The 12,785-nt window shown below is 60.7% G+C and carries 13 protein-coding genes; 4 read left to right on the top strand and 9 right to left on the bottom strand.

The window, feature by feature from the left end; genetic code table 11:
• Window positions 1-127 precede the first annotated feature (127 nt).
• The 4 genes from ACR0MM_RS17380 to ACR0MM_RS17395 all read left to right on the top strand — a co-directional run bounded on the left by ACR0MM_RS17380 (window position 128) and on the right by ACR0MM_RS17395 (window position 4,609).
• Window positions 128-1,144, top strand: a complete 1,017-nt coding sequence (locus tag ACR0MM_RS17380) for an amino acid ABC transporter substrate-binding protein (RefSeq protein WP_170343472.1) — start codon at window positions 128-130, stop codon at window positions 1,142-1,144.
• A 126-nt stretch (window positions 1,145-1,270) separates the two neighbouring features.
• Window positions 1,271-2,503: an amino acid ABC transporter permease gene (locus ACR0MM_RS17385; protein WP_170361668.1), complete on the top strand. Its 1,233-nt coding sequence runs from the start codon at window positions 1,271-1,273 to the stop codon at window positions 2,501-2,503.
• A 3-nt stretch (window positions 2,504-2,506) separates the two neighbouring features.
• Window positions 2,507-3,805: an amino acid ABC transporter permease gene (locus ACR0MM_RS17390; RefSeq protein WP_170342939.1), complete on the top strand. Its 1,299-nt coding sequence runs from the start codon at window positions 2,507-2,509 to the stop codon at window positions 3,803-3,805.
• Window positions 3,806-3,817: 12 nt separating this feature from the next.
• Window positions 3,818-4,609: an amino acid ABC transporter ATP-binding protein gene (locus tag ACR0MM_RS17395; protein WP_170361666.1), complete on the top strand. Its 792-nt coding sequence runs from the start codon at window positions 3,818-3,820 to the stop codon at window positions 4,607-4,609.
• 49 nt (window positions 4,610-4,658) lie between these two features.
• Here the strand turns inward: ACR0MM_RS17395 and ACR0MM_RS17400 are convergent, their stop codons facing one another.
• From ACR0MM_RS17400 to yidC, 9 genes are all read right to left on the bottom strand, one after another.
• Window positions 4,659-5,156: a SixA phosphatase family protein gene (locus ACR0MM_RS17400; protein ID WP_480697576.1), complete on the bottom strand. Its 498-nt coding sequence runs from the start codon at window positions 5,154-5,156 to the stop codon at window positions 4,659-4,661.
• Window positions 5,153-5,866, bottom strand: a complete 714-nt coding sequence (locus ACR0MM_RS17405) for a ferredoxin (protein ID WP_480697578.1) — start codon at window positions 5,864-5,866, stop codon at window positions 5,153-5,155. The genes ACR0MM_RS17400 and ACR0MM_RS17405 overlap by 4 nt, the downstream gene beginning before the upstream one ends.
• Window positions 5,803-6,597 carry a sterol desaturase family protein gene (locus tag ACR0MM_RS17410; RefSeq protein WP_480697667.1) on the bottom strand — a complete coding sequence of 265 codons (795 nt, stop codon included), beginning with the start codon at window positions 6,595-6,597 and terminating at the stop codon, window positions 5,803-5,805. Before ACR0MM_RS17410 ends, ACR0MM_RS17405 begins: the two co-directional genes overlap by 64 nt.
• A gap of 52 nt (window positions 6,598-6,649) precedes the next feature.
• Complete coding sequence (gene argB / locus ACR0MM_RS17415; RefSeq protein ID WP_170583286.1) at window positions 6,650-7,513, bottom strand: acetylglutamate kinase; 864 nt, start codon at window positions 7,511-7,513, stop codon at window positions 6,650-6,652.
• Window positions 7,514-7,669: 156 nt separating this feature from the next.
• Window positions 7,670-9,073, bottom strand: a complete 1,404-nt coding sequence (locus ACR0MM_RS17420) for a PepSY-associated TM helix domain-containing protein (RefSeq protein ID WP_480697580.1) — start codon at window positions 9,071-9,073, stop codon at window positions 7,670-7,672.
• Between the two features lie 66 nt (window positions 9,074-9,139).
• A complete protein-coding gene (locus tag ACR0MM_RS17425; protein WP_480697582.1) occupies window positions 9,140-9,496 on the bottom strand; it encodes a DUF2946 family protein in 357 nt (118 codons plus the stop codon).
• Between the two features lie 8 nt (window positions 9,497-9,504).
• The gene (yihA, locus tag ACR0MM_RS17430; protein ID WP_480697584.1) at window positions 9,505-10,158 is read right to left on the bottom strand and encodes a ribosome biogenesis GTP-binding protein YihA/YsxC; all 654 of its coding nucleotides are present in this window, start codon (window positions 10,156-10,158) and stop codon (window positions 9,505-9,507) included.
• On the bottom strand, window positions 10,155-10,892 hold the full coding sequence (locus ACR0MM_RS17435; protein WP_480697586.1) for an MOSC domain-containing protein: 738 nt from the start codon (window positions 10,890-10,892) through the stop codon (window positions 10,155-10,157). The genes yihA and ACR0MM_RS17435 overlap by 4 nt, the downstream gene beginning before the upstream one ends.
• The gene (gene yidC, locus ACR0MM_RS17440; RefSeq protein ID WP_170366397.1) at window positions 10,889-12,715 is read right to left on the bottom strand and encodes a membrane protein insertase YidC; all 1,827 of its coding nucleotides are present in this window, start codon (window positions 12,713-12,715) and stop codon (window positions 10,889-10,891) included. The genes ACR0MM_RS17435 and yidC overlap by 4 nt, the downstream gene beginning before the upstream one ends.
• Between the last annotated feature and the right edge of the window lie 70 nt (window positions 12,716-12,785).

Below are 12,785 nucleotides of genomic sequence, written 5' to 3' on the forward strand. Positions count from 1 at the left end.
GTTTATGAATGCGCCCAAACTCGGGCGCACTAAAGGGGAGACACCTTTGGGGTAACCTATCCGGCTACCTTTGTGTGTCGGACAAGATCCGTCCCGGGATGGGGCGGGAAATCAGGAAGAGGTAAAAATGAAAAAATCCGTAATCTTGGGCGCGGCGACGATTGCCGGTCTTGCTGCCGGCGCGGCCGCGGCAGGAACCATGGACGACGTCAAAGCGCGCGGCAAGCTGAACTGCGGTGTGACCACCGGCCTGGTTGGCTTTGCTGCACCTGACGCGAATGGCGAATGGCAGGGCTTTGACGTTGCAGTATGCCGCGCAGTAGCCGCCGCCGTTCTGGGTGACGCGAATGCTGTTGAATTCGTTCCCACCACCGGCAAGACCCGCTTCACCGCTCTGGCTTCGGGCGAAGTTGACATGCTGGCCCGTAACACCACCTGGACCTTCAGCCGCGACGTCGACTTGAAGTTCGAATTCGTGGGTGTGAACTACTACGATGGTCAGGGCTTCATGGTTCCCAAGGCACTGGGCGTCAGCTCGGCCAAGGAACTGGACGGCGCCACTGTCTGCATCCAGACCGGCACCACCACCGAGCTGAACCTGGCGGACTTCTTCCGCTCGAACAACATCAGCTACGAGCCGGTTCCGATCGAAACCAACGCCGAAGCGCAGCAGCAGTACCTGGCAGGTGCCTGTGACGTTTACACCACCGACGCTTCGGGCCTGGCCGCAACCCGCGCCACGTTCGAAAACCCCGGTGATCACGTTCTGCTGCCCGAAATCATCTCGAAAGAGCCGCTGGGCCCGCTGGTCCGTCACGGCGACAACGAGTGGGGCGACATCGTTCGCTGGACCCTGAACGCGTTGATCTCGGCCGAAGAGCTGGGCATCACCTCTGCGAACATCGACGAGATGGCTGCAGGCACCGAGAACCCGGAAATCAACCGTCTGCTGGGTAGCGAAGGCACCCTGGGCGAGATGCTGGGTCTGGACGCACAGTGGGCCATGCGCGCCATCAAGGCGGGTGGCAACTACGGCGAAGTGTTTGCCAAGAACATCGGTGAGGAAACCCCGATCGGTCTGGCACGCGGTCTGAACGCACAGTGGACCGATGGTGGCCTGCTGTACTCGCCGCCGTTCCGCTAAAATCCACGGAAAAGGGCGCAGGGTAACCTGCGCCCTTTTACGCAGAACAGAATGCTACGGGCTGCTCGGGAGCGGGGAAAACCCTGCCGGGAAGGAAGCGTCCGAAAAGCACGGGGATCCCAAAATATGTCGACTATGACTGACCCACCGAAGGCTGACTTTCGGTTGTCGATGCTCATAAACGATACACGCTATCGCTCTCTTACATTTCAGGTGATCGCGGCAATCGTTATTGCGCTCAGCATCTGGTATCTTGGCAACAACCTGATCCAGAACCTTAGGGCCGCAGGGCTCAACATTTCCTATTCTTTCCTGGGCGATCCGTCCGGGTATGACATCAACCAGCGTTTGATCGAATATGACAGCCAGTCCTCGCATGGGCGTGCGGCTGTCGTCGGCATTCTCAACACGCTTTTGGTTGCATTCCTGGCTTGTATCACTGCGACGGTGTTTGGCGTGATCGCAGGCGTTTTGCGCCTGTCAAACAACTGGCTTGTATCCAAGCTGATGGCGGTCTACGTGGAAATATTCCGGAATATTCCGGTTCTGATCTGGATCATCATCATCTTCACGATCATGACCGCCGTGCTGCCGGGACCGAGGGAGTTCCGCGGCGATAACCCAACATCCAGCATGCTGTTTGATCTGTTCGCCTTTACCAACCGCGGCGTCTATGTCCCGCGCCCAGAGTTTGCGAATGGGCTGTTCGGTTCGACCTTTCTGAATTGGCTGCTGGTCATCGCGGTTTTGGTCGCTTCCTGGTTTGCGTCTCGTGAAATTGAGAAACGCGCCACGCTCAAACAGGAACAGACGGGCGAGCGTCCTAAGACCGGCCTTGTGAAACTTGCAGTTTGGCTCGTGCCTTTTGCGCTGCTGATGATTTTGATGGGCCTGACCTGGGACGTCCCCGCACTGAAAGGTTTCAACTTCAGCGGTGGTATCAAGGTCGGCGGCCCGCTGATCGCATTGTGGTTCGCTTTGTCGATCTATACCGGCGCCTTCATCGCAGAAAACGTACGTGCGGGTATTCAGGCGATTTCAAAAGGCCAGACCGAGGCTGCGGCCGCGTTGGGCCTGCGTCCCGGTCGGATCATGAATCTTGTGATCCTGCCTCAGGCGCTGCGGGTCATCATCCCGCCGTTGATCTCGCAATATCTGAACATCACCAAGAACTCGTCGCTTGCGATTGCAGTCGGCTATGCGGATATCACCGCAACGCTGGGTGGCATCACGCTGAACCAAACCGGTCGGGCGATCGAGTGCGTCTTGCTGCTGATGCTGTTCTATCTGACAGCCTCGCTGCTGATTTCGATGGCGATGAACATCTACAACGCATCCGTCAAGTTGAAGGAGCGCTGAGCCATGGCTGATCAAACAACAAATCCGATCGCATTTGTGGCCGACGGCACCATTCCTCCGTCGCCTCCGCCGGCGAACCAGACGGGTATCGTCAAATGGCTGCGTGAGAATCTTTTCTCGGGTGTCACAAACACGATCCTTACCCTTCTGTCGATTCTGCTGATCTATGTGCTTCTCAAGAACACCTTGCCGTGGATTTTGAACGGCGTTTGGAATGCGGACTCGCTGGCGCAATGCCGCGAGATTCTGGACGGCAAGACCGGGGCCTGTTTCGCAGTTCTGACCGAACGCTGGCATCAACTGATCTACGGGTTCAAATATCCAGTAGAAGCGTATTGGCGCCCGAACCTGGCGTTTGTGCTGATGCTGGTCGCTGTGGCACCTGTTCTGTTCTTCGACCTGCCTCGTAAGTTGCTGCTGTTTACGGCGCTCTACCCGTTTATCGCTTTCTGGCTGATTTGGGGTGGAACCATCATGGTGCCCATCGTGGCCCTGCTGGGCTGTGTCGCGGCAGGCGTGGTGTTCCAGAAATTTGGCCGCAACAGCTTTGCAGCCGGGTTCTTTGGGGCCATTGTCGTGGCGCTGGTCGTGTGGAATGTCGGCGGGGCACTCATTCCCGAAGACGCCAACGAAGGTGCGCTGCTGACTGCGGTGCCCAGCCGTGACCTGGGTGGTTTTATGCTGAACCTGATGCTGGGCGTGACCTGTGTGTCGCTGTCCTTGCCCCTGGGTATTGCACTGGCTCTGGGTCGTCAGTCCGATATGCCGCTGATCAAGTGGGTTTGCGTCATCTTCATCGAATTCATCCGTGGCGTGCCTTTGATCACGCTGCTGTTCGTGGCTTCGGTGATGCTGGCCTATTTCTTCCCGCCTGACAGCACGGTCGACCTGTTCCTGCGCGTCGTGATCATGATTACAATGTTCTCTGCCGCCTATATCGCTGAGGTGATCCGCGGCGGTCTGGCTGCGCTTCCACGCGGTCAGTATGAGGCAGCAGACAGTCTGGGTCTGGACTACCCGCAGGCGATGCGTCTGATCATCCTGCCGCAGGCCTTGAAGATCTCAATCCCTGGTATCGTGAACGTGGCCGTTGGTCTGTTCAAAGATACCACGCTGGTTTCGGTCATCTCGATGTTCGATCTGGTGGGCATGATCCGGGGTCCCATCCTGGCGTCGACCGAATGGAACGGCGTCTATTGGGAGCTTCTGGGCTTTGCCGCGCTTCTGTTCTTCGTCGTCTGCTACGGCATCTCTCAATATTCCCAGTGGCTCGAGCGTCGCCTTGCCACGGATCATCACTAAGGAGTTCAACACATGTCTGAACTTGCAATCGACCGCGAAATTGACCGCTCTAAAATGCAGGTGAGCGACGAGGTCGCCATCGAAATCACAAACATGAACAAGTGGTACGGGTCCTTCCACGTGCTGCGCGACATCAATCTGACCGTCAATCAGGGCGAGCGGATCGTGATCGCGGGGCCGTCGGGGTCGGGCAAATCCACTCTGATCCGCTGCCTGAACGCGTTGGAAGAACACCAGCAGGGCAAGATCGTGGTGGACGGCACCGAGTTGTCGAACGATCTGAAGAACATCGACAAGATCCGGTCCGAGGTTGGCATGGTGTTCCAGCACTTCAACCTGTTCCCGCATCTGACCATTCTGGAGAACTGCACGCTGGCCCCGATCTGGGTGCGTAAAACGCCCAAGAAAGAGGCCGAGGAGCGCGCGATGCATTTCCTTGAGAAGGTGAAGATCCCCGATCAGGCGTTGAAGTATCCGGGACAGCTGTCCGGTGGTCAGCAACAGCGTGTGGCGATTGCCCGCTCGCTGTGCATGATGCCGCGGATCATGTTGTTCGACGAGCCGACCTCGGCGTTGGACCCCGAGATGATCAAAGAGGTGCTCGACACCATGATCGAACTGGCCGAGGAAGGCATGACCATGCTCTGCGTGACGCACGAGATGGGCTTTGCCCGCCAGGTGGCAAACCGGGTGATCTTCATGGATGCTGGTCAGATCGTTGAACAGAACGAGCCGGAAGAGTTCTTCAACAACCCGCAGAGCGAACGCACCAAGCTGTTCCTCAGCCAGATTCTGGGTCACTGACGCGGGTTGAGTACTACGTTGGAAAGGGCGGGGTGATCCCGCCCTTTTTTCATTCCAGCAACGCGCGCGGCGTGACGAATTCGATCACCTGGCCGTCGTGCCAACCTATTCCGGACCAGTCCGCCAGATCAAAACGAAGAACCGTGGTCGCACAGGTCGGATAGTCGAGGAACCGCGGGTGCTCCGGTGCAGACTGAGCAATACGTTCCGCGAATTCCGCGATCCCCGGATTGTGGCCCAGCAGCAGGACCGTTTCACCCGTCGCCCTGGACAGAGCCTGCCGGATCTGATCGGGCGAGGCATGATAGAGTTCGGGGAGGAACCGGATGTTGGACGCACTCAATCCCATCCGAAGCCAGGTCTCGCGCGTGCGTTCGGATGAAGAACTGAGGACCTCGTCGGGCTTATACCCCTTGCGCCGCAGCCAATCGCCGATGGCGGAGGCGGAGGCTCGGCCGCGCTTGTTCAACGGTCGGTCATGATCGGGCAGGTCGGGATGGTCCCAACTGGATTTTGCGTGGCGGGTCAGGATAAGCGCGCGGGTCATTCCGGGTGAAAGGCTCTCATGTGATGGGCGGATTGCTCGGCCCGACGTCCGGCCCCCGCGCTGAACGGACAGGCCAGCCGGGCCGCGCATCCCTGTGTCATGCAGGACTGACCCGGCGGAGTTCTCAGGTAGCCGTGGCAGGCGTCGACGTCATAGAACGACTTGGCGTTCAAAGCCCCGACCGGGCAGGCCGATGCGCAGGGCGCAGGGCAATTGATACAGGGTGAAGGGTCGTCTGCGACGGGAATGTCGAACTCGTGATCAAAATGCAGGGCTCCACGGAATGAAATCATCATTCCCACCGTGTCGTGCACCAGAGCGCCCACCGGGCTTTGAAACGTACGTCCCGATTTCAACGCCCAATCTATGAATGGCGCATACGGGGGGCCGCCGAATGGATACCACGCTTGGGCGCCCAGGTTTTCCGCAAGGGTGCCGACCACTCGGAGCGACCAACGGTCGACCGGGTCCGGCTTGCCGGCCAACCACTCGGCCGAAGCGGTGAGGACTGGCCAAAAGCTGCTGCCTGCCCCGAGCAGAATAAGCGTGCCAGTATCCAACTGTTTGGCGCCACTCACCCGCGGGTGTTGTGCGCCCATGACGATCAAGCCCGCGGCCTCGGATGTGGACACCACTTGATCATAGGTCACTTGCGCCGAAACGGCAGAGCGAGGCTCCACCCCAGCTTCGTCGGTCGATCGTCCTGCCATTCCAGCCCCACCGTCATGTCATCGTGGCCGGCCTCGGGCTGTGCCACATACGTCCCCATCAAACGGTCCCAGATGGATAATGCAAAGCCATAATTGCTGTCATGTTCCCTGCGCAGCACCGAATGGTGGACCCGATGCATGTCCGGCGTGACCAGAATTCGGCGCATGGCGGCATCCACGGCGGCGGGCAGGCGGATGTTCGAATGGTTGAACAAAGCGGTGCCGTTCAGCAGGATTTCGAACAGGATGACCGCCAGCGCGCTGGGTCCCAGCAGGTAGACGAGACCGATCTTCAAACCCATCGACAAGGCGATTTCGACCGGGTGAAAGCGAACGGCCGTGGTGACATCCATATCCCGGTCGGCGTGGTGCACACGATGAAGACGCCACAGGATCGGCACCTTGTGGGTGATCAGATGTTGCGCCCAGATTGCGAAATCCAGCACCAGTACACAAAGGGTGACCTCGACCCATTTGGGCCAGTCCAGAGTGTTGAAAACTCCGACGCCCAACCGGCCGGCATCCAAGGCCGCCCCGACCGCCAGCAAAGGGAACCCGATCGCCATCGCCCGCAGTGTCAGTGTGTTCAAAAGGGTGACCGTCAGGTTGGTCAGCCAGCGGCGCGATCGAGGCACGCGTAGCGGGCGGCGCGGGGCAAGCCTTTCAGCCAACGCGAAGGTCAGAAACAGCGTCAGAAAGATACCCAAGCGGATGATGAGTTCACGCTCCATGCATTCAGATTTAAGCATGTGAATGTGAACTGCAAGGGCGGGCTTGCTCGCGTCAGTCGGGGCGGATCAGAGACCCCGCACCATGTTCGGTGAACAGTTCCAGCAGCACGGCATTGGGGGCACGGCCGTCCAGAATGACCACGGCGCGCACGCCGCTGTGCAGCGCGTCCAGCGCGGTTTCGGTCTTGGGGATCATACCGCCTGCGATGGTGCCGTCGCGGGTCATCTCGCGGATCTGGCCAGCCTTCAACTCGGTCACGACCTCTCCAGCGGCGTTCTTGACGCCGGACACGTCCGTCAGCAGCAGCAGGCGATCGGCCTTCAGCGCCGAGGCAATTGCGCCGGCCGCGGTATCGCCGTTCACGTTGAACGTCTCGCCATTGCGGCCCGCCCCCAGCGGGGCGATCACCGGGATAACGTCATGCGAGAACAGATCATGCAGGATCTTGGGGTTCATTTCGGCGGGCGTGCCGACATAGCCCAGCGACGCGTCGGTCTGGTCACAGGTCATCAGGTTGGCATCCTTGCCCGACAGGCCAACGGCCGTTCCGCCCTGAGCATTGATGGCCTGCACGATGCGCTTGTTCACCACGCCGGACAAAACCATCTCGACCACTTCGACCGTGGCGGCATCGGTGACGCGCTTGCCGTTCACGAAGTCCGACTGGATGTCCAGCTTGTCCAGCATCGCGTTGATCATCGGCCCGCCGCCATGCACGACAACCGGGTTCACGCCGACCTGACGCATCAGCACCACGTCGCGGGCAAAGCTCTCCATCGCTTCGTCGCTGCCCATGGCGTGCCCGCCCAGCTTGATCACGACGATTGCCCCGTCATAGCGCTGCAGATAGGGCAGGGCGCTGTTGAGCGTGGCGGCGGTGGCTATCCAATCCCGGTTCATGTCCTGTTTCTTCATGGCTGTCGTCCCTCTGGCCTTCCCTGTTAGGGCCTTTGGCCGGACCTGCCAAGCCCGGAACGGGCTGGCCACAGGTTTTGTTGCGTGGCGCGCCAAAAGGGGGACGCTGTCGCGCCACGCAGACGGGCGGCACCACAGGGGCACCGCCCGAACCGGTCAGTTGAATGCGCGCCGAACCGCGGGTATGTTGCTGAACACCAGCAGGTCGACGGCCAGCACCGCAAGCAGCGTCAGCCCGACCAGCGGAAAGGCCATGGCCGTGAACAGCCCGACCAGCACCGCGCCCTTCCACAAGGGCATCTCGGCCGGCATCGGCGGCGCCGCCAGACGGCTGGCGCCGGAGGGCCGCCGCTTGATCCACATGACCACGCCGGACACGCAGACAAAGATCACCGACAGGCAGAACACCACGTTCAGGACAAAGTTCCACAGACCCGCCAGACCCATATGCAGCGGAATGCCCACCGCCATGGCCTTGCCCATCAGCGAGTAGTCCTGAAACCGCACGTCGGCCAAAATCTTGCCGGTGTACTGGTCGACATGGACGGTGCGGTCCTCGGTGGCGTTGGTTGAATCGCCGCTCATGCTGTCGCGGTTCAGGGTCCACACGCCCGTGTCGCCGTTGGGATAGGCGACGCGGAACCGGTTCTGCATGCCCAGGACCTCGCCCAGCGCAACCATCGCATCGATATTGACCGGAACACCCGTCGGCACCCCGGCGACGCCCGCTTCCGAACCCGAGGCCGGCATCGGTGTCTGTTCCAGTGCCCAGGGCACGTCGTTCTGGCTGCTGTGGTTCATGCTGGCATGCAAATCGTGCGACAGTGGGACATTGTCCCATTTCTCGGCCGGAAAGCTGCTCCAGGCCTGCACGAACTTGCCGCCCCAAATCCCGGTCCAGGACATGCCCGAGATCAGGAACCCGACCAGCAACAGCGACATCCAGAACCCGGTGACCGCGTGCAGCGATTTCCACAGGGCCCGGCCCCGCGCCCGCAAGTCAGGCACCAGGGCCGCCACAACGTTTCCGCGCGGCCACCACATGTAAAGGCCGGTGAATACCAACAGCAGCGCCATCCCGGCCGCGATTTCCAGAATGCGATCGCCGGTATCGCCCATCAGCAGGGTCGAGTGGATGTTGTCGGCCAGATCGTACCACCCCGCGCGGCGGTCCCAGACCTGGATCACCTCGCCGGAATACTGGTCGATCGCCACCATGCGCTGGCCGGTTTCGGCCTTGACGCGGAACACGGTTGCCAGATCCGGCGCCTTGGGGCCGATCCATTCGACCACGCGGCCCGGTACGCGGGCCTGCACCAGATCGGCCAGCTCGGATGCGGGCATCGCCTGGCCCGTGATCTCGACCGCGATCTTTTCTCCGTCGCGGCCATCGGTTTGGGTAATGAACATCATCATCAGGCCAGTCACCGCCAGGATGATCAGGAACGGGACAACAAAGAGTCCCGCATAGAAGTGCCACCGCCAGGCGGCCCTATAGAATTTTTGCGCATTCTCGCGCCGGGCCGTCTGCGCGACCCCGGTTTGGCTGTCTTGTGCCATTTCAGTCTCCAGAAATTCGGAACGTCCCCGGCCGGGCGGCCGAGGTTTCAGGTCTTGTTCGCGGTTTCAGGAGAGGTGGGGTGGACCCCGGGCATCGTACCGGGCGTAAAAGCCCGCGCTGCGATGGGTGAAATCCACATGCGCCCAACGCGCGGCAATCGGCCAGTCGGCGGGCAGCACTGCTCCGACTTCGGGCAATTGGCCTGCCAGAACAATCCCGCCATAGGGGCAGGCGCTGCGTTCGTCGGTTTCGTTGTGGTCCGGGGCGTCCTCGCCCGGATCGATCCAGCGCTCGACCGGGCCGTCGCCGGTGCAGATCACCATCAGGATCGCCCCGTCCGAGCTGCGCGAGGGCATCCAGCCCATCGGGATTGTACCGGCTACCATCACGGCAACCAGCGTCAGCACCGAAATGACGCGCATCCGCAGCATCATTCCAAATTGGCGATGATCGAACGTAGGGTTGGGATGCCGTCGCCCTTCTCGGACGAGGTCAGCACGATCTCGGGATAAGCGGCGGGGTGCTTGGACAGGGCGCCCCGCACCTGTTCCAGAACCTTTTCGCGGTCCTTGGCCTTGACCTTGTCGGCTTTGGTCATCACGCATTGAAAGGTCACGGCGCTGGTGTCCAGCAGTTTCATGATCTCGTCATCCACGGGTTTCACGCCGTGGCGGGAATCGATCAGCACGAAGGCTCGGCGCAGGGTCTGCCGCCCGCTCAGATACTGTTTCAGAAGGCGTTGCCACTTCTCGACCACCTTGACCGGCGCATTGGCATAGCCATAGCCGGGCAGGTCAACCAGATACAGGTCGGGCCCCTGGGTGAAGAAGTTGATCTCTTGCGTGCGGCCCGGCGTGTTCGAGGCGCGGGCCAACCCCTTGGTGCCGGTCAGAGCGTTGATCAGGCTGGATTTACCCACGTTCGACCGGCCGGCGAAACAGACCTCAAGCCGGTCGGGGGCGGGCAGGCCGTTCATCGCCACCACGCCCTTGACGAACTCGGACGGTCCGGCAAACAGCTTGCGGCCGGCCTCTTTTGCCTGCTCGTCGGGATCGGCCGCCAGGGGAAATGGCAGAGCTGTCATAGAACCTGCACCTTGTCTCCGGGGCGGATCGTGCCTTGGCGAATGACTTCGGCGTATACTCCGAAATCCTGATGGTCCCAGCTGCGCAGAGCGCCTAGCGTATCCGCGTCCCGCACTCCGGTGTCGGGGTTCGCAGTCGTTGCCATGCAGCGCGTAATCCGTTCGCGCACGTGAAATACGGCCTCGCCGATCTGCACATCCTTATCCAGCCAATCGAATTCTTCCCAAAGAGGAAGGCCATCGAACCAGATGTTGCCACGCCAGCGGCAGATCGACAGTTCGCGGCCCAGACGCTGCTCGACCGCCCGGTGCGAGGCCCTGTTGCACAGGCTGACCGAGGGATAGTCACTGTCGGTCATACCACGGCCAGGAACCCGGACGATCCGTGCCGATGCGGCGCGGTCGGCGGGCATCAGCGGGCGGACCCACTCCAGAAACAGGTCTTGTTCTGTGTCCGGGCGAAAGATCAGTTCGGGCCGATCCGGGTGGCTGAGGGTCACGCGATCCCCGTCCAGAACGGCCGATATCGCCATCAGCTGGGGCACCTTAGAGCCGCGGCTGAAATTGGCGCAGGGCGCCCACTCGGATCCGTCGGCCTTGGACATCTCATGCGCCACCGCCCAAACGCGATCCCCGGGCATGGTCTGCCCGGGGATAACGGTGGCTTCCTGCAGGAGTTCCCTGCCATGGCTCTTGATCGGATGGCGCCAGATCTGCGTGACTTGTCCGGTCATTTCTTGTCCGTCTTGGGGGTTTTCTTGAACCCCGACTTGATGTTGCCAAACACATCCGGCGTATAGCCCTGGCTGCGCATGATCAGGTATTGCTGGGTGAACGTTATGGTGTTGTTTGCGATCCAGTAAACGACCAGCCCGCTGGCAAAGCTGCCCAGCATGAACATGAATACCCATGGCATCCAGGCAAAGATCATGGCCTGGGTCGCGTCGGTGGGCGCCGGGTTCAGCTTTTGCTGCAGCCACATCGAGATCCCCAGCAGCAGCGGCAGGATGCCGATGAAAATCGTCGCCATCAGCGTGCCCGGCTCAGGTCCGGCCCACGGCAGCCAGCCGAAGAAGTTTATGATCGAGGTTGGATCCGGCGCACTCAGGTCCCGGAAAGGGCCGAACCAGGGGGCTTGCCGAAGTTCGATGGTGACGAAGATCACCTTGTAGAGAGAAAAGAAGATCGGGATCTGCATCAGGATCGGCAGACAGCCGGCGGCCGGGTTCACCTTTTCCTTCTTGTATAGCTCCATCATGCCCTGCTGCATCTTCTGACGGTCGTCGCCAGCAGCTTCTTTCAGGGCTTCCATCTGTGGCTGCAATTCCTTCATCTTCGCCATCGAGACGTAGGATTTGAATGCCAGCGGGAACAGGATTGCCTTGATGATCAGGGTCAGCCCGATGATCGACCAACCCATGTTGCCGATCAGGGCGTTGATGTTGTGCAGCAGCCAGAAGATCGGCTTGGTCAGGAAGAAGAACCAACCCCAGTCAATGCTGTCGATAAACTTCTGAACGCCCTGGGCCTGATATTCGCGAATGGTCTCCCATTCCTTGGCCCCGGCAAACAGTCGGGTGGTAACCTCGGCGGATTCGCCGGGGGCAACCGTCATCGTCGGCAACACCGTTTCCGCTTGGTAGATCTTCCGACGCGCGTCATATTTTGCGGCCGCCTTGAAAGCCGACCCCGGATCGGGGATCAGCGTGGTCATCCAATAATGGTCGGTAAAGCCGATCCAGCCGTTTTCCTTGACCTGATAGACCTCGGCCTGCGCCCGTTCGTTGGGGTCGATGTCGAAATCGCGGACATCGCCATAGTCGACCTCGGACAGGGTCCCGTCGGCCATGCCGATCACACCTTCATGCAGGATGAAGAAGTTCTTCAACCCCGGCAGATCGCCATCCTCGCCGATGCCGTGGCGGGCCAGAATGCCGTATGGGGCCATTCCGACCTCGGCTCCGGTGCCGTTTTCGACGGATTGGGTCACGGTGAACATGTAGTCCGCATCCACACCGATCGTGCGGCGGAATGTCAGGCCCGCGCCATTTTCCCATTTCAGGGTTACGGGGCTGTCTACCGACAGGGTCTCGCCCTGTTCCAGTGTCCAGATGGTATTCGGGCCCGGCACGTCCGAGCCAGCCAAACCGGCACCGGGCGCCCACCCGTAGAGGGCGTAATAGGCCGAGTTGGACCCAACGGGCGACAGCAGTTCGACGATGGGAGCGCCTTCGTCGATCGAGACCTTGTAGTCTTTCAGATACAGTTCGTCGATCCGTCCACCCGAAAGCGACAGGCTGCCCGACAGACGCGGCGTGTCGATTTGGATCCGCGGCGCGGTGGCTTCCGGCAGGGTTTCCTCTGCGGTGGCGGTTGCCTCGCCGACAGTCGTGCTTCCGGCGCTGGGCGTCTGAATCTCTTCCCCCTCCGAGGCGCTGATTTCAGCCTGCTCAGGAGTTGTGGTCGGTTCCGGTGGGGGGAACAGCACAAACCAGACCAGGATCACAAGGAAACTAAGCGCGGTTGCAAGGATGAGATTCTTGTTCTGATCGTCCATCTGGGACAGCCACCTTGAGCAGTGAAAGACACCGCAGGGTTCAACAGAGTGCAGCCCAAAAGGTCAAGCG

It is taken from the genome of Ruegeria sp. BC6, assembly GCF_056539185.1.